The sequence below is a fragment of the Curtobacterium sp. MCSS17_007 genome, assembly GCF_003234175.2.
In the GTDB taxonomy this organism is placed as follows: Bacteria; Actinomycetota; Actinomycetes; order Actinomycetales; family Microbacteriaceae; genus Curtobacterium.
The window spans coordinates 2785201-2801282 of sequence record NZ_CP126257.1; the positions used below are offsets into that span (position 1 = coordinate 2785201).

General features: G+C 71.7%; 15 protein-coding genes. 7 read left to right on the top strand and 8 right to left on the bottom strand.

Going from position 1 to position 16082, the window contains the following annotated elements:
• Window positions 1-17: 17 nt before the first annotated feature.
• Complete coding sequence (gene nrdI / locus DEJ22_RS13220) at window positions 18-434, bottom strand: class Ib ribonucleoside-diphosphate reductase assembly flavoprotein NrdI (RefSeq protein ID WP_111228329.1); 417 nt, start codon at window positions 432-434, stop codon at window positions 18-20.
• A 112-nt stretch (window positions 435-546) separates the two neighbouring features.
• On the bottom strand, window positions 547-780 hold the full coding sequence (nrdH, locus tag DEJ22_RS13225) for a glutaredoxin-like protein NrdH (RefSeq protein WP_058727719.1): 234 nt from the start codon (window positions 778-780) through the stop codon (window positions 547-549).
• A gap of 389 nt (window positions 781-1169) precedes the next feature.
• Between nrdH and DEJ22_RS13230 the strand changes: the two genes are divergently transcribed.
• Both DEJ22_RS13230 and DEJ22_RS13235 read left to right on the top strand, forming a co-directional pair.
• Window positions 1170-2375, top strand: a complete 1206-nt coding sequence (locus tag DEJ22_RS13230) for an MFS transporter (protein WP_111228328.1) — start codon at window positions 1170-1172, stop codon at window positions 2373-2375.
• A gap of 48 nt (window positions 2376-2423) precedes the next feature.
• On the top strand, window positions 2424-3242 hold the full coding sequence (locus DEJ22_RS13235) for an aldo/keto reductase (RefSeq protein ID WP_111228327.1): 819 nt from the start codon (window positions 2424-2426) through the stop codon (window positions 3240-3242).
• A 14-nt stretch (window positions 3243-3256) separates the two neighbouring features.
• Here the strand turns inward: DEJ22_RS13235 and DEJ22_RS13240 are convergent, their stop codons facing one another.
• Window positions 3257-3595, bottom strand: coding sequence for a hypothetical protein (locus tag DEJ22_RS13240; RefSeq protein WP_111228326.1), 339 nt, complete (start codon window positions 3593-3595; stop codon window positions 3257-3259).
• A gap of 100 nt (window positions 3596-3695) precedes the next feature.
• Between DEJ22_RS13240 and DEJ22_RS13245 the strand changes: the two genes are divergently transcribed.
• Both DEJ22_RS13245 and DEJ22_RS13250 read left to right on the top strand, forming a co-directional pair.
• Window positions 3696-4559, top strand: coding sequence for a LysM peptidoglycan-binding domain-containing protein (locus DEJ22_RS13245; RefSeq protein ID WP_111228325.1), 864 nt, complete (start codon window positions 3696-3698; stop codon window positions 4557-4559).
• Between the two features lie 65 nt (window positions 4560-4624).
• Window positions 4625-5146, top strand: a complete 522-nt coding sequence (locus tag DEJ22_RS13250) for a ribonuclease H family protein (protein WP_111228324.1) — start codon at window positions 4625-4627, stop codon at window positions 5144-5146.
• Window positions 5147-5235: 89 nt separating this feature from the next.
• Here DEJ22_RS13250 and DEJ22_RS13255 read toward each other — a convergent pair whose 3' ends face one another.
• Window positions 5236-5487 (bottom strand): DUF6458 family protein, encoded by a 252-nt coding sequence (locus DEJ22_RS13255; RefSeq protein ID WP_111228323.1) that lies wholly within the window; start codon window positions 5485-5487, stop codon window positions 5236-5238.
• 104 nt (window positions 5488-5591) lie between these two features.
• On the bottom strand, window positions 5592-8153 hold the full coding sequence (locus DEJ22_RS13260; RefSeq protein WP_111228322.1) for a DEAD/DEAH box helicase: 2562 nt from the start codon (window positions 8151-8153) through the stop codon (window positions 5592-5594).
• 181 nt (window positions 8154-8334) lie between these two features.
• Here DEJ22_RS13260 and DEJ22_RS13265 point away from each other — a divergent pair, with 181 nt between their 5' ends.
• Window positions 8335-9342 carry an LLM class flavin-dependent oxidoreductase gene (locus tag DEJ22_RS13265; RefSeq protein WP_111228321.1) on the top strand — a complete coding sequence of 336 codons (1008 nt, stop codon included), beginning with the start codon at window positions 8335-8337 and terminating at the stop codon, window positions 9340-9342.
• A 500-nt stretch (window positions 9343-9842) separates the two neighbouring features.
• Here DEJ22_RS13265 and DEJ22_RS13270 read toward each other — a convergent pair whose 3' ends face one another.
• Window positions 9843-12320 (bottom strand): beta-glucosidase, encoded by a 2478-nt coding sequence (locus DEJ22_RS13270; RefSeq protein ID WP_111228320.1) that lies wholly within the window; start codon window positions 12318-12320, stop codon window positions 9843-9845.
• Window positions 12321-12459: 139 nt separating this feature from the next.
• Here DEJ22_RS13270 and DEJ22_RS13275 point away from each other — a divergent pair, with 139 nt between their 5' ends.
• Window positions 12460-13062, top strand: a complete 603-nt coding sequence (locus tag DEJ22_RS13275; protein ID WP_111228319.1) for a TetR/AcrR family transcriptional regulator — start codon at window positions 12460-12462, stop codon at window positions 13060-13062.
• Between the two features lie 123 nt (window positions 13063-13185).
• The gene (locus tag DEJ22_RS13280; protein WP_181430983.1) at window positions 13186-14052 is read left to right on the top strand and encodes an NAD-dependent epimerase/dehydratase family protein; all 867 of its coding nucleotides are present in this window, start codon (window positions 13186-13188) and stop codon (window positions 14050-14052) included.
• A gap of 24 nt (window positions 14053-14076) precedes the next feature.
• On the opposite strand, the gene DEJ22_RS13285 is transcribed toward DEJ22_RS13280, so the two are convergent.
• Both DEJ22_RS13285 and DEJ22_RS13290 read right to left on the bottom strand, forming a co-directional pair.
• On the bottom strand, window positions 14077-15702 hold the full coding sequence (locus tag DEJ22_RS13285) for a DUF7059 domain-containing protein (protein WP_502861864.1): 1626 nt from the start codon (window positions 15700-15702) through the stop codon (window positions 14077-14079).
• Entirely contained in the window at window positions 15699-16076 is a 378-nt protein-coding gene (locus tag DEJ22_RS13290; protein ID WP_111228316.1) for an ArsR/SmtB family transcription factor, read from the bottom strand. The genes DEJ22_RS13285 and DEJ22_RS13290 overlap by 4 nt, the downstream gene beginning before the upstream one ends.
• Window positions 16077-16082: the final 6 nt, after the last annotated feature.

A 16082-nucleotide genomic window follows, 5' to 3' on the forward strand; every position in this document is an offset into this window, starting at 1 on the left:
CCCCGTCTGCGGCGACGTCAGATCGACGTCTGCAACTGCTGCGTCCAAAATGCATCCAATCCAGTGTTGACAGCCAGCACGTCGTCCGGCGTGCCGAAGAGTTCGAAGCGGTACAGGAGCGGGACGCCGCACTTCTGCGCGATGACGTCCCCGGCGAGGCCGTAGGCCTCGCCGAAGTTCGTGTTGCCCCCGACGATCACGCCGCGGATGAGCGAGCGGTTGCGTTCGTCGTTGAGGAACTTGATGACCTGCTTGGGCACCGCGCCCTGCCCGTTGCCGCCGCCGTATGTGGGCAGGACCAGCACGTACGGCTCGTCCGCATGGAGGAACGGGTCGTTCGGGAAGAGCGGGATGCGGTCCGCGTCACGGCCGAGCTTCTCGATGAAGCGGGCCGTGTAGCCGGACACGCTCGAGAAGTAGACGAGGCGACTCATGTGCGCGCTCCTTGTGAGAGGTGCGGACAGCAGATCGGGGGTGGCCTGACGGAGGTGCTGCGCGCCTCCCGGCCGGCGGAGGTGCGGGTCCCGATGACGGGACCCGCACGGCTCACGCGAGTTCGGCGCTGAGCGTCGCGATCTTGTCGGGACGGAAGCCCGACCAGTGGTCGTCGTCGGTCACGACGACGGGGGCCTGCATGTAGCCGAGGCTCTTGACGTGCTCGAGCGCGGCTTCGTCCGCGGAGACGTCGAGCACCTCGTACTGGATGCCCTTGTTGTCGAGGGCGCGGTACGTCGCGGTGCACTGGACGCAGGACGGCTTGGTGTAGACGGTGACGGCCATGATCTCCCCTGGTTCTTGCTGGGTGTTTCGTGCTGTGGAGGGTGGTGCTGATGCCTGTGCGCAGACGAGTCCGGGAGGGGCCGCTGCGATGGCTCCACACTACATCTAGTGGCTGGCTGCGGCACCGACCACAAGAGGAAGTGTTACAGCCGTGTAGTTCTCCACAAGCCCCTCCACAATGTGAACACCTCGGGGAGGCCCGTGATTCCGCCAGTCTGCGGCCGACCACCGACACTTCCCCACACCCGTGGACAGCCTCGATCCACATGTGTGGAATCGGCGCGTCGGCGTGTCGCAGAGGTCGCGCCCGAGCACCGGTCCGACCAGGTCTGTCCCCAGCACCCCCGGACGGGTGACGGCACGATCCGTCCGGTCGGTACGCTCGTCACGTGAGCGCCTACGGACCCCTGCTGAAGACCCCCGGAGTCGGTCGCGTCATCGCAGCGCAGCTCACCGCACGCTTCCCGTTCGGCATGCTGTCGCTCGCTTACCTGCTGCACGTCGAGCACGTGTTCCACTCCTACGGCGCCGCGGGGCTCGTCCTCGCGACGACGAGCATCGGCCAGGCGATCGCCGGCCCGCTGACGAGCCGGTGGATGGGCAGCTGGGGCATGCGGCCCGTCCTGATCCTCACGACCGCGGTCGCCCTGGCGAGCATGGTCGTGATCGCGTTCACCACGATGCCGCTGTGGGGGTACGTCGTCGTCGGGTTCCTCGGCGGCCTGGCGGTGCCGCCCGTGCAGCCGGCGGTGCGCACGATCTACCCGAAGATGGTGACCTCGTCGCAGCTCACCCCGCTGTTCTCGCTCGACGCCAGCGCACAGGAACTGATCTGGGTCGCCGGCCCGGTCATCACCACGTTCGTCGCGACGCAGGTCGGCACGGTCCAGGCGATCGTCGTCGCGATGGTCTTCCTGGTCGTGGGCGGCGTGTGGTTCATCGCCTCCCCCGAGCTCGGCCGCGTGCGCATCCCCCGGTCGAAGCGTGCGTTCGGCGTCGTGCTGAAGCGTCCGTCGGTGATCGTCGCGACCCTGACCGGCCTGCTGCTCATCGGCGCGTGCTCGGCGGTCGAAGCGAGCGTCACCAGCGTCTTCGGCGAGGGCAGCCCGAACGCCGGCATCGTCCTCGCGGTGTTCGCCATCGGGTCGCTCGCCGGCGGTCTCGCACTCGGCCACCGACCGATCTCGAAGAACACGCTCTGGGCCCGCATGTCGATCGTCTTCGTCGGTCTCGCGCTGGCGGTCGGTGGCACCGACTTCTGGTGGCTCTGCCTCGCCCTCGTGATCGCGGGCGCGGGCATCGCCCCGGCCCTCGCGGTCATGTTCGGCTCCGTGTCCGCGACCGTGAAGTTCTCGGACACCGCCGAGGCGTACGGCTGGATGGGCACCGGGCAGCTCATCGGCGCCGCGGGCGGGTCCGCCGTCGCGGGCTTCCTCATCGACGCCAACGGGCCGACCGGCGGCATGACCGTCGGCGCGGTGATGGCCGCCGCAGGCGTGCTGCTCCCCCTCTTCACGCGACGGTGGCTGCCCGACCTGCGCGGCCGTGATGCGAGCCCTCTGCCGGACACCGAGCCGGTGACGATCCCGAGCTGACGGCCGGGAGGCGCGGCGCACCCCTGCCTCGATGGGCAGGATGGGTGCATGGTCACCTCCTTCCCCCTCCGTGACGGCCGGACGATCCCCGCCGTCGGCTTCGGCGTCTACAAGGTCGACGACGCCGAGGCGGAGACCGCCGTCGGCACAGCGCTCGATGCGGGGTACCGCCACGTCGACACCGCCGAGATGTACGGCAACGAACGCGGCGTCGGGAAGGCGATCCGCGCCTCCCGTCTGGACCGCGACGACGTGTTCGTGACGACGAAGGTGTGGAACGACCACCAGGGGCGCGACGCGACCCTGCGGGCGTTCGATGCGAGCCTCGAGCGGCTCGGTCTCGACGCCGTCGACCTGTACCTGATCCACTGGCCGGCCGCGGCGAACGACCGGTACGTCGAGACCTGGCGGACCCTCGTCGAGCTGCGGGAGCAGGGGCGGGCACGGAGCGTCGGCGTCTCGAACTTCCAGGTGCCGCACCTGCAGCGGGTGATCGACGAGGCGGGCGAGGTCCCCGCTGTCAACCAGGTGGAACGGCACCCGTGGTTGCCGCAGCGCGAGCTGCTGGCGTTCCACGAGGAGCACGGCATCGTCACCGAGGCGTGGTCGCCGCTCGGACGCGGGCGGCTCGTCGACGAACCGGTGCTCACGCGGATAGCGGATGCGCACCGGGTGAGCGTCGCGCAGGTGCTCGTGCGGTGGAACGTGCAGCAGGGGGTCGTCGTCCTGCCGAAGTCGGTGACGCCGGCACGCATCCGGTCGAACATCGACGTCGACGGCTTCGTGCTGACCGACGAGGACCTGACGGCGATCGACGGGCTCGAGAACGGGCAGCGCACGGGGTCGCACCCGGACGCGGTGTCCTGATCCGACCGACGGGGTCAGCCCCGCCGGTCCTCCTCGGACTGCCACGGCAGGTGCAGATCACCGGGCTCCGGCTCGACGTCGCCGGCGTCGTCCGCACCGCCGGTGCCGGGAGCCGCGACCACCCGGGACGGGTCGATGCCGTCTGCCTCCAGGTCCGCGTCGTCACGCTGCTGCGTCTGGGACGCGACCGTCTCCCGCTCGCTCGACGGGCTGTAGGACGTGTCGGCGGCGCGCTGCTCGCGGTCGCTCACGCCGGCGACGTCGTCACTGTGCGCGGCGTCGCGGAGTTCGTCGTTGCGGGCACGGTCGTCGGACTCGTCGGGGCCGGGCACGTCGGGGATGCTGTCGCTCATGTCCCGCACAGTAGGCCGCGGCCCCTGGTACCGGTTCGGTCACGACGGCCGTGAGCCGGTTCCCGCTCGGGTACCGTCGTCCCGACGAAGGGGGCCGTCGATGGGTCGGACGAGGGCACGGGGAGCGACGGTCGTCGCGCTGGTGGGGATGAGCACGCTGCTGCTGACGGGCTGCTCGCTGTTCGGGGACGACGCCCCGCTGCCGAAGCCGACCGGGCACGCTGCGCCGAGCGCCACCGCGACGCCGGGGCCCGTCGACGGTTCGGGTGCCGCGGACGCCACCGCGCAGCCCGTCACGGCTCCGCAGGCGGTCCCGCCGGGCACGGTGGTCGCGGAGACCGACGCCGTGTCGAAGTCCGGTGACACGTCGATCCACGTCCGCGTCGTCGCGAACGACCACGGGACGTTCGACGCGCAGCTCTCCGGCTACCGGACGACGAACCCGCAGCCGATGGGGGTGCAGTTCCGCCGCACGGCGCAGTACGGCGACGGCGGGGACGCCCGAGCGGTGGCCGACACCCGCTGGGCGGCCGACGGGCAGCCGCCCGCGACCGTCAGCCTGGCGGACGCCGGACCGTACCCGGACTGGCTCCACACGGTCGTGCTGGTGCCGGACCAGTCCGACGGCGACGACAGCAACCGACCGTGGGTCCACAAGGCGCTGGCCATCGGCGAGTTGTCGTGGTCGATCCCGAACCCCGAACCCGACCTGCACGTGACGCTCGGCACGGCTCGCCCGGGCGCGTACGGGTACGCGTTCGACGCCGACGACGAGACGCTCCGCGGGACGACCGGCACCCCGGTCGCCTACCGGGTCAACGAGGGTGACGACCAGACGACGATCGCCGAGCGCTTCGGCATCACCGTGTCCCAACTGCGGTGGCTCAACCCCAGCATGCAGACGGACGGCAAGGGGTGGGTGCTCGCCGGCTCCTGGATCAACCTGGACCCGGCCTCCCGCTGAGGTCCGGTGGTACTGCGCGTCCGTTACGCTCGACCAGCACCCCGCACCACCCAGGAGGCCACATCGTGACCATCGTCGCCGCCGCAGACGGCTCCGCCCTCGGCAACCCCGGACCGGCCGGCTGGGCCTGGTACGTCGACGACGACCGCTGGGCCGCCGGCGGGTGGCCGCGGGCGACGAACAACATCGGTGAACTGACGGCCGTGCTGCAGCTGCTCCGCGCGACGAAGCACACCGGTGAGCCGCTGCACATCCTGTGCGACAGCCAGTACGCGATCAAGGCGTGCACCGAGTGGCTCGCCGGGTGGAAGCGGAAGGGCTGGCGGAAGGCCGACGGCAAGCCGGTCCTGAACGTCGAGATCATCAAGGAGCTCGACGCCGAGCTGCAGGGCCGGAAGGTCACGTTCGAGTGGGTCCGCGGGCACGTCGGTCACGAGATGAACGAAGCCGCCGACGTGCGCGCCCGCGGGGCCGCGACCGCCTACCAGAACCGCACCGAGGTGCCGTCCGGCCCGGGCTGGCCGGACACGGACGTCCCGCCCGCTCCGGAGCCGGTGCAGTTCGAACCGCCCGCGACCCTGTTCTGACGGGCTGGACGACGACGGGGCTGGACGACGACGGGGCTGGACGACGACGGGCCCGGGCGGTGACACCGCCCGGGCCCGTCGTCGTCCGCTCAGTACGTGCCGTCGCGGCGGTCTTGCCGCGTGATCTGCTCCCCCGATGCCGGGTCGACGCCCGACCGGGTGGTGGTCGTGGTCCGACGGCCGCCGAACCCGACCGCCAGGCTGATGATGAGCAGGACGACGCCGGCCGCCATCAGGATGTAGCCGATCAGGCGCAGGTCGATGCCCGCGACCTGGAAGTCGACCGCGAACGCGACGATCGCACCGATGACGATCAGGGCGATGCTCGATCCGATGCGCATGACGGGTCCTTCCGTGGGTGCCCCGGCCCGGGTGTCCGGGGCTGGCGTCGAACGTACCCGGACCGCGGCGGACGCGTTCCGCGTGACCGCGTACCGCGGGCCGTCTAGTCCACGTCCACCTCGGACCACCCGTCGAACCGGCCGATCTCCGTGACCCGCACGACGGCCTCGCCGGCCTCGTCCGACGCGTCGAGGTCGACGGTGGCCGAGAAGCCGAAGTCCTTGTCGCCCTCGGGGTCGGCGAAGATCTGCCGTGCCCGCCAGGTCCGCCCGGCACCGTTCTCGTCGAGCACCAGGTACTCCATGGACCGGGCGTCGCCGTCGGTCCCGATCGCGTCGTGCTCCTCGTAGTACTCCTCGAGCACGTTGTCCCAGGCCGACCGGTCGAACCCGCTCGTCGCGTCGAGCATCCCGAGGCCCTCGGGATCGTCGGCCGCAGCGAGCAGCACCCGCTGGAACAGCGCGTTCCGCACGAGCACCCGGAACGCGCGCGGGTTGCCGGTGAGCCGCGCGGGCTGCGGCGGTGCGATCTCCTGGTGCTCGGCCTCGGCGAGCGCCACGTCACCGTTGACCAGCGCCTCCCACTCGTCGACGAGCGACGAGTCGGTCTGCCGTACGACCTCGCCGAGCCACTCGATCAGGTCGTCGAGCTCGGGCGTCCGCTGCTCCTCGGAGATGGTCTGCCGCATGGTCCGGTAGGCGTCGGACAGGTAGCGGAGCACGAGTCCCTCGGACCGGGTCAGCTGGTAGAACCGCACGAAGTCACCGAAGGTCATCGCCCGCTCGTACATGTCGCGCACCACGGACTTGGGCGAGAGCGTGAAGTCGAGCACCCACGGCTGCTCGGCCGCGTAGGCCTCGTAGGCGGCCGTCAGCAGTTCATCGAGCGGCTTGGGCCAGGTCACCGCTTCGAGGAGCTCCATCCGCTCCTCGTACTCGATGCCCTCACGCTTCATGCGGGCGACCTCTTCGCCGCGCTCCTTGAACTGCTGCTGCGCGAGGATCGCGCGCGGGTCGTCCAGGGTCGCCTCGACGATCGACACCATGTCGAGCGCGTACGTCGACGACTCCGGGTCGAGCAGCTCGAACGCGGCGAGCGCGAACGGCGACAGCGGCTGGTTGAGCGCGAAGTTCACGGGCAGGTCGACGGTCATCCGGTACTGCCCGTCGACCTTCTCGATCACCCGGGCGTTGATCAGCGTGCGGGCGATCGACAGTGCGCGCCGGGCCATCGCGAGCTGCCGGGAGCGCGGCTCGTGGTTCTCGAACACGAGCGACCGGACGTCGGCGAAGGCGTCTCCCCCGCGGGCGACGACCGCGAGCACCATCGCGTGCGTGATCCGCATCCGCGACACCATCGGTTCGGGCTCCGCGGCGATGAGCCGGTCGAACGACGCCGGCCCCCAGGACACGAAGCCCTCGGGCGCCTTCTTCTTCTTGACCTTGTTCTTCTTCTTCGGGTCGTCTCCGGCCTTGGCGACGGCGCGCGCGTTCTCGATCTCGTGCTCGGGCGCCTCGGCGACGACGTCACCCTCGGTGTCGTACCCGGCGCGGCCGGCGCGGCCGGCGATCTGGTGGAACTCGCGGGCGGACAGCTGCCGCATGCGCGAGCCGTCGAACTTCGTCAGGCCGGTGAGCAGCACGGACCGGATGGGGACGTTGATGCCCACGCCGAGGGTGTCGGTACCGCAGATCACCGGCAGGAGTCCGCGCTGCGCGAGCTGTTCGACGAGCCGTCGGTACTTCGGGAGCATGCCGGCGTGGTGCACGCCGATGCCGGCCCGGATCAGGCGCGAGAGGGTCTGCCCGAACCCGGCACTGAACCGGAACCCGGCGATCGCCTCGGCGATCTCGTCCCGGCGTTCGCGCGACGCCACCTTCACGGACATGAGCGCCTGCGCCCGCTCGAGCGCCGCGGCCTGGGCGAAGTGCACGATGTAGATCGGTGCCTTGCCCTCCTCGAGCAGCCGTTCGACGGTCTCCTGCACGGGCGTCAGCACGTACTCGTACGACAGCGGCACGGGCCGCGAGACGCCGGTGACGCGGGCGGTCGGGCGACCGGTCCGGCGCGACAGGTCGTCGGCGATGGTGGTGACGTCTCCGAGCGTCGCCGACATGAGCAGGAACTGCGCACGCTCGAGCACGAGGAGCGGCACCTGCCACGCCCACCCGCGGTCGGGGTCACCGTAGAAGTGGAACTCGTCCATCACGACGACGTCGACCTCGGCGTCGGGACCCTGGCGGAGCGCGGTGTTCGCGAGGATCTCCGCCGTGCAGCAGATGATCGGGGCGTCGGCGTTGACGCTCGAGTCACCGGTCACCATGCCGACGTTGTGCGCGCCGAACAGGTCGACGAGCTGGAAGAACTTCTCGGAGACGAGCGCCTTGATCGGTGCCGTGTAGTAGCTGCGCTTGCCCTCGGCGAGCGCCGCGAAGTGCGCCCCGGCGGCGACGAGCGACTTGCCGGTGCCCGTCGGCGTGCTGAGGACGACGTTGGCGCCGGAGACGAGTTCGATGAGCGCTTCGTCCTGCGCCGGGTAGAGCGGCCGCCCGCCCGCTCCGGCCCAGTCGGCGAACGCCTGGTAGACCGCGTCGGGGTCGACGACGCCGTCGACCGCCGCGGGCAGGGCGGCGAGGAGCGGCGGGGTGGTGGTGACGTCGGTCATGGGTCCATCCTCCCAGGTGGCCGGTGACCGGCAGACGGACCAGCGACGGACGGGAGGCACGGGGCCGCTCCGCCACACACCCGGCGTCCGCGCGCACCGACCGCAGGTCACAGGACGGGGACGAGCCGCGCCTCCCGTCCGGCACCTGTCGGAAATCAATGCGCGCGCATAGAATTGCACCGTGCGCGAACTCGGCTTCCTCTCCTTCGTCCCCAACCACGGCGGCACCGCAGGTGCGGCGGCTGCCCTGGAGGACGGGCTGCGGCTCTTCGAGACGGCCGAGTCGCTCGGCTACGGGACGGGCTGGGTGCGTGGCCGGCACTTCGAACCGTTCCTCACGAGCCCCATGACGTTCTTCGCGGCGGCCGCCCAGCGCACGAGCACCATCGGCTTCGGCACCGCCGTCCTCGGCATGCGCTACGAGGACCCGGTGCGGCTCGCCGAGGACGCCAGCACGGTCGACCTGCTCAGCGGCGGACGGGTCCAGCTCGGGATCAGCACCGGGATCGCCGGGTACGGCCCGATCCTCGACCCGGTCTTCGGCACCTCCGAGCGCAGCTTCCGCGACGAGGCCGAAGCCCGCGCGGCGCGTCTGCTCGAGGTCCTGCAGGGCGAACCGCTCGGCACCGCCGGGAAGGGCTACGAGAGCATCCCGGCCGGCGCGGACCTGGCGCTGCAACCGCTCTCGCAGGGGCTGCGGGACCGCGTGTGGTGGGGCGGCGGCAGCCTGGGCACGGCGGTCCGCACCGCCGAGAAGGGCCTGCTGCTCCACTGCTCGACGTTGAACACCGAGGACACCGGCGCACCGTTCGCCGAGGCGCAGGCCGACCAGATCGCGGCGTACCGGGAGCGGTTCGCCGAGCTGCACCCGCACCGCGTGGCCCGGGTCGCGGTCGGCCGGATCGTCGTCCCGCTGCTCGACGACCACGACCGGCAGGTCCACGACGAGTTCCTCACGGGGTACGCGAGCGGGATGGACGACGAGGGGCGTCCCCTGAGCGGTCCGCCCTTCCGGTTCAGCAAGGTGCTGTCGGGCGGCATCGACGAGATCGTCGACGCGCTGGCGGCCGACCCTGCGGTGCAGGCGACCGACGAGCTGGTGATCACCCTGCCGGCGAACGGGGACGCCGCGGCGCACGAGCGGCTCCTGCGGATCGTGGCCGAGGAGATCGCGCCGCGCCTGCGCTGATGCTCCCGCCACCCGGGAACCGGCGCCTGGGAACAGGCGCCCGGGAACAGGCGCCGGGGAGCAGGCACCCGGCCGGGGGCCGCAGGGGTGGTGAGGACCCGGAGCCCCCGGCCGGATGACCATCCCGTCCCTGATCCGCACGGGATGGCGCGGCTCACTCTTTCACTTCCTGAACGGTTTGTCATCACCGGCACGTCACCGAACGTGACCGATGTTCACTGAGGTGCGTGTTCCGGATGAGCGACGTACCGGGGCGCTCGTGCCAGCGGAACGATCCGGCTCAGGACCGGGAGCGGCGACGGCCCGGAACGACGAATGCGCCCCCGCGCGGACGCGGGGACGCATTCTGGACGCACCAGGACCGAAGGGGATCCACGACCGGATCAGGAGGCCGCTTCACTCGCACGACGATCCCTCGACGGTGCGCGCGTCGACGGTAACCAGCCGCCGGACGCAGGGTTCATGCTACTGAATGGACCTGCGCCAGCGCGGAAATCGGATCACTCCAGTTCGAGGGACGCCGCACCGGCGATGTCGGCGACCGACGCACCGACGTGCAGCTCGAACGTCCCGGGCTCGTAGCGCCAGGCACCGTCCCAGTGCGCGAAGGCACGGGCCGGCACCTCGATCGAGACCTCGGTCGACTCCCCCGCCCCGAGGCGCACGGGAGCGAACCCCACGAGCCAGCGCACCGGACGGTCGACGGCCGACTCGGCGCGCGAGGCGTAGACCTGCACGACGTGCTTGCCGGCGCGGTCGCCGGTGTTCGCGACGGTCGCGGTGACGATCACCGCGTCCCCCTCGGTGACGGTCGGCGATGCCGAGACACCGTCGATCGTCCAGGTCGTGTAGCCCAGGCCGTGCCCGAACGGGTAGGCGGGCTCGGTGCCGGCGCGGAGCCAGGCCCGGTAGCCGACGTGCACGCCCTCGTCGTACGCGACCTGCCCGTCGACCGGGGTGACGTTCGCGACGGGCACGTCCTCGAGCGCGGCCGGCCAGGTGGTGGGCAGGCGCCCGCCCGGCTCCGCCGCACCGGTGAGCACGTCGGCCAGGGCGTTGCCGTACTCCTGGCCGCCGAACCAGGTCAGCAGCACCGCTGCGACGTCCTCCCGCCACGGCATCTCGACCGGCGAGCCGGAGTTGACCACCACGACCGTGTTCGGGTTCGCCGCGGCGACGGCACGGACCAGGTCGTCCTGGTGCCCCGGCAGCGCGAGCGTCGAGCGGTCGTACCCCTCGGACTCCACCTTGCTGTTCGTCCCGACGACGACGATCGCCACGTCGGCGTCGCGTGCGGTCGCGACCGCGGCGTCGATCAGCGCTGCCGGGTCGGCGTCGCTCGGCTCGGTGCCGAACTGGTAGGCGAGCACACCGCCGAGCGCGTCGTCCTGCACGACGTCGTACTCGATGCGGATCGCGACCTGCTGGCCCTCGGTCACCTCGACGGGTACCGAGCGAGCCGGCGGGTTGAGGAACGCGGCACCGAGCTGGTCGCCCTCGACCCGCACGGTCTCGTCGAGCACGAGCTCGCCGTCGACCCACAGGCGGGAGTGTCCGGCGGCACCGACGCCGATGCGGACGGTGCCCGTCTCCTGCGCCGTGTAGGTCGTCGTGATGTCGAGCCGATCGGCCTCGCGCGTCGGGGCGTCACCGCCGAACCAGAACAGCGCGGTCGCACGGCGGTCCTCGACGTACAGCTCCTCGCCGTCCTTCACGAACGCGACGCGGGCACCGGGCTCCCCGGTCGACGGATTGGTGATGGTCGACAGCGGGAACTCGGCGATGCCCTCCTGCACGACAGCACCGATGGCGTACTCCACGGTCGCACCCGGGAACGCGGCGCGGATGCCCTCGATCGGCGTGACGACGTGCTCGGGCACCACCGTCGCCGAGCCGCCACCCTGCGTGCGGGCCTGGTCGGCGTTGTGCCCGACGAGCGCGATCCGCGACACCGCAGCGGCGTCGAGCGGCAGCACGCCGGTGTTGCGGACGAGGACGGTGCCCTCTGCCTCGGCCTCGCGGACGAACGCGACGCCGTCCTCGACGTGCACCGGCTGCGCGGCGACGGGCTCGAAGCCCTCGAGCGCCCCGACGCGCGCCGCCAGGGTGAGGATGCGGCGGACCTTGCGGTCGATCGCGTCCATCGGCACGTCGCCGGACTGCACGGCCGCCAGCAGCGGTCCCTCACTCCACCAGGGGTTCGGTCCGGGCATCGCGACGTCCTGCGACGCCTTCGCCGAGTCCACCGAGCGGACACCGGTCCAGTCGGAGACGACGATGCCGTCGAACCCCCACTCCGAGTTGAGGGGCGTCTCGAGCAGATCGTTCTCCGACGCCGTGACGCCGTTGATCGCGTTGTAGGAGGACATGACCGCCCAGGCGTGCGCCTCGGTGACGGCCTTCTCGAACGCGAGCAGGTACAGCTCGCGGAGGGCGCGGTCCGACACCTCGGTCGACGCGGTGAAGCGGTCGGTCTCGTAGTCGTTCGCGATGTAGTGCTTCGGCGTCGCGGCGACACCGTTCTCCTGCACGCCGTCGACGTACGACGCGGCGAGGTCGCCGGTCAGCAGCGGGTCCTCGCTGAAGGCCTCGAAGTGGCGGCCGCCGAGGGGCGAACGGTGCAGGTTGATGGTCGGGCCGAGGACGACGTCGACTCCCTTGCGACGGGCCTCGACCGCAGCCGCGGCACCGTAGCGCTTCGCGATCGCCCGGTCCCAGCTCGCCGAGAGGGCGGTGGCGGACGGCAGGTTGAGTGACGGGTCGCGCTCGTCCCACACCTCGCCGCGGACGCCGGACGGCCCGTCGGACATCAGGATGCGGCGCAGCCCGATCTTCTCGATCGGCCAGGTCGTCCAGAAGTCACGCCCGGTCAGCAGCTGGACCTTCTCCTCGGTCGTCAGCTGTCCGAGGAGCGCGTCGATGCGCTCGGTCAGCGGCGACGGACTGGAGGCGCGGGTCGTCTCGTCCACGGTGGTCACGATGGTCGGTCCCTTCGTTGTGCGACGGGCGCCGGGGCATGACCTCCGCGCGCCTTCGTCGGCGGCTGCGCCCAGCGTAGCACCAAAACCTATCAGGAGTAGGTTTTTTGCGGCTCGGCAGGGGCGGTACGCTCGCGCCATGGCACGACGGGGTTCGTACGCGAAGGGCATCGCGAAGCGCGAGGAGATCCTCACGGTCGCGCTCGACCTCGTCGCCCAGCAGGGCTTCCGCCGGACGAGCATCAAGGACATCGCGGACGCGGTCGGGCTCACCCAGGCCGGGCTCCTGCACTACTTCGACTCGAAGGACGACCTCTGGGTCGAGGTCCTCCGTCGCCGCGACGAGGTCGACCTCGCCCAGGACTGGGGCATCGCAGCGGGCGACCCCGGCGCGTTCCTCGCGGCCATCGTCCGGCACAACACCGAGGTCCCCGGGCTCGTGCAGATGTTCGTCAACCTGTCCGCCGCCGCCGCGACGGACCCCGAGCACCCGGCGCACGAGTACTTCCGCGAGCGCTACGAGCGCAGCCGCGGCGACTTCGCCCGCGACTTCCGCGCCATGCAGGAAGACGGCCGACTGCGGTCGGACGTCGACGCCGAGCAGCTCGCGAGCGTCCTGCTCGCGATCTCGGACGGCATGCAGATCCAGTGGCTGTACGACCCGTCGCGCGACATGGCCGACCACGTCGAGCTCGTGGCACGCCTGGCGGTCGCGCAGTCCGTCGCACCCACCTCGGCCTGATCCCCGCCACGGCGGGCTGCGCCGCCCGGACAGGTACCGCCAGTGCCTGGTCCCGCGTCGCTGCCGCGCGGCAGGATGGACCCGGGCCGACCAGGCCGTCCGACGACGATGTGGAGTGACGCGATGACGCGTGTTGTGGTGACCGGAGGCAGCGGCAAGCTCGGACGGGCGGTCGTCCGCGACCTCGACGAGCACGGGTACGACGTGGTCCTGCTCGACCGGGTGCCCTCCCCCGACAAGCCGGAACGGGTGCCCTTCGTCCGCATCGACCTCAGCGACTACGGCCAGGTGCTCGGTGCGCTGACCGGCATCGACGACCGCTACGACCGCGTCGACGCCGTGGTGCACCTCGCCGCCGTGCCCGCCCCCGGCCAGGTGCCCGACGTCGCCCTCATCACGAACAACGTCACCGCGTCGATCAACGTGTTCCACGCCGCCCGCGTCGCACGGATCAAGAACGTCGTGTGGGCGTCGAGCGAGACCCTGCTCGGCATCCCGATGGGCGAGCACCACCCGCCCTACCTGCCCGTCGACGAGGAGTTCGCCGTCCGCCCGCAGTCGTCGTACTCGCTGGGCAAGGCCGTCGAGGAGGAGATGGCCCGCCACTTCACGCACTGGGACCCGGAGCTGAAGATGATCGGGCTGCGCTTCTCCAACGTGATGGACGAGACCGACTACCCGTCGTTCCCGTGGGATGCCTCGCCCGAGGCCAAGACGTTCAACCTCTGGTCCTACATCGACTCCCGCGACGGCGCGCAGGCGGTGCGCAAGTCACTCGAGGCCGAGCTCACCGGGTTCGAGGCGTTCGTCATCGCGAGCCCCGACACCGTGATGGACACCCCGACCATCGAGCTCGTCGAGCGCTTCGTGCCGGACATCGAGCGCCGCACGGACATCGACGGCACGAGCTCGCTCCTGTCGAGCGAGAAGGCCCGCGAGCTCCTCGGCTACGCCCCCGAGCACACGTGGCGCAACCACCGCTCGAGCTGACCGGAGGGGAGGTGCGGGGCGGCCTCAGGACGTCGGTGCGAGCAGCAGGCCGTCCAGCACCAGGTCCCGCACCCGGGGCAGCAGGTCGGCTGACAGTGCGGCCTCGTCGACGCCGGTGATCTGCGCGATGGCACCCGTGATCGCCGCGACCGAGAGCTCCCCGTCGCACGCGCCCACGAACGCGGCGAGCGCCGTGTCCGCGTCCACGCGCCGACCGAAGCCGCCGCCCTGCACGAGGGTGATCACCGTCGGGTCGTCGTTCCCGGGCCAGTAGTGCCGCTCCTCGGTGACGTCGCCCGCGACCCGGAGGTGCGCGGCCGCGAGGGCGGCGTCGTCCTGGGCCGCGAGCCACTCGGCGGCGTCGAGCACCCGCGCGACCGTCGCACCGAGCCCCGCGGGGTTGGAGCCGAGCGCTTCGGGGACGCGTTCGAAGCGCCGGAGGTGCGCCGCGCCTCCCGGCTGCCCCTGGCCGGCACGACCGGGCCGCCGCACCACGACGTACCCGAAGCCGACCCCGGTCACGCGACGCGCGGTGAAGTCGTCGAGCCAGGCGCCGACCAGGGTGTCGAACGCTGCCGTGCCGGGCTTCGTCCCGCCGTCGCGGATCCACGTCTCGGCGTAGGCCGGCGGGTCCTCGCGCTCCCGTTCGACGACCCAGGCGTCCAGCGCGCCGTCCGCGAACCACGAGCGGACCCGGTCCAGCCCGTCGACGCCCCAGTGGTACTCCCAGTTGCCGAGCAGCTGCGCGGTCCCGCCGGGCTCGAGGTGGTCGGCCAACCCGCGCAGCACGGTCTCGACGAGCGCGTCGCCGACCATCCCGCCGTCGCGGTACTCGTACGAGGGCACGTCGTCGCGCCGCGGGGTGATCACGAACGGCGGGTTGGAGACGATCCGGTCGAACCGCTCCCCCGCCACCGGCTCGTACAGCGATCCGAGCCGGAACTCGATGCCGTCGATGCCGTTCAGGTGGGCGTTGAACCGGGCGATGTCGAGTGCGCGGCGCGAGATGTCGGTGGCGACGACCTGCTCGGCGAAGCGCCGGGCGTGCATGGCCTGGATCCCGCAGCCCGTGCCGAGGTCGAGCACCCGCCGGACGGGCACGGGGATCTGCAGACCCGACAGCGTCGTGGTCGCACCGCCGATGCCCAGCACGTGCTCCTCGCCGAGGGCGGTCCCGAGCGCGAGCTCGCCGAGGTCCGAGACGATCCACCAGCTGCCGGCACCGAGGTCGTCGACGAAGGCGTACGGGCGCAGGTCGACCGCGGGGTGCACCCGCACGTGGTCGACGTCGGGAGCACCGGCGTCATCGGTGTCGTCGTCGATCCGCAGCAACCCCGCGGCGAGCACCCCGTCGAGTCCCGCGGCGGGGAGGGCCCGCTCGGCGTCGGCGCGATCGACCGGGAGCCCGAGCACGAAGAGCGTCGCGAGGGTCGTCAGCGGCGTGGTCTCCCGCGCGGCGAGCGCCCGCAGCGCGGCGACCCGCGAGCCGCGGTGCAGCGACGCGGCGGCCTCGGCCCCCCAGAGCGCGTCGATGCGCTCGACGGTGAAGCCGGCCGCGTCGAGGTCCGCGGCGAGCGCCGTGGTCACCGCGGGATCGGTCGTGATCGTCGGCAGCTCGTGCGCCGCGGGCGTGCGGGGTGCCGTGGTCACGCGGGGACCTCCTCGCGCATGATCGCCGACGGCACCTGCCATCCGGCCACCAGGTCGAGCAGCCCGGGGAACCGCTGCTGCACGTCCTCGACGCGGACGCGGCTCGACCGGGTCAGGCCCTCCTGGTGCTGCTCGAGCAGTCCCGCCTCGCGCAGGACCCGGAAGTGGTGGGTGAGCGTGGACTTCGGCCGGTCGACCCCGACCCACCCGCAGCTGCGCACCCCGCCCGCGGCATCGACCAGGTAGCGGTGCAGGATCGCCAACCGGATCGGGTCGCTCAGCGCGTCGAGCACGACGGGCAGCTCCATCTCGGCGGCGGTCGGCTGCGGCAGGCGTTCGGCCGGACCGACGGGGTCCACGGGCGCAGTGGGCATGGCACC

What these genes read in the sequence shown, in the direction of transcription:
- nrdI (WP_111228329.1), bottom strand. Translation starts at nt 434, where the DNA reads ATGAGTCGCCTCGTCTACTTCTCGAGCGTGTCCGGCTACACGGCCCGC.
- nrdH (WP_058727719.1), bottom strand. Translation starts at nt 780, where the DNA reads ATGGCCGTCACCGTCTACACCAAGCCGTCCTGCGTCCAGTGCACCGCG.
- DEJ22_RS13235 (WP_111228327.1), top strand. Translation starts at nt 2,424, where the DNA reads ATGGTCACCTCCTTCCCCCTCCGTGACGGCCGGACGATCCCCGCCGTC.
- DEJ22_RS13240 (WP_111228326.1), bottom strand. Translation starts at nt 3,595, where the DNA reads ATGAGCGACAGCATCCCCGACGTGCCCGGCCCCGACGAGTCCGACGAC.
- DEJ22_RS13245 (WP_111228325.1), top strand. Translation starts at nt 3,696, where the DNA reads ATGGGTCGGACGAGGGCACGGGGAGCGACGGTCGTCGCGCTGGTGGGG.
- DEJ22_RS13255 (WP_111228323.1), bottom strand. Translation starts at nt 5,487, where the DNA reads ATGCGCATCGGATCGAGCATCGCCCTGATCGTCATCGGTGCGATCGTC.
- DEJ22_RS13260 (WP_111228322.1), bottom strand. Translation starts at nt 8,153, where the DNA reads ATGACCGACGTCACCACCACCCCGCCGCTCCTCGCCGCCCTGCCCGCG.
- DEJ22_RS13275 (WP_111228319.1), top strand. Translation starts at nt 12,460, where the DNA reads ATGGCACGACGGGGTTCGTACGCGAAGGGCATCGCGAAGCGCGAGGAG.
- DEJ22_RS13280 (WP_181430983.1), top strand. Translation starts at nt 13,186, where the DNA reads ATGACGCGTGTTGTGGTGACCGGAGGCAGCGGCAAGCTCGGACGGGCG.
- DEJ22_RS13290 (WP_111228316.1), bottom strand. Translation starts at nt 16,076, where the DNA reads ATGCCCACTGCGCCCGTGGACCCCGTCGGTCCGGCCGAACGCCTGCCG.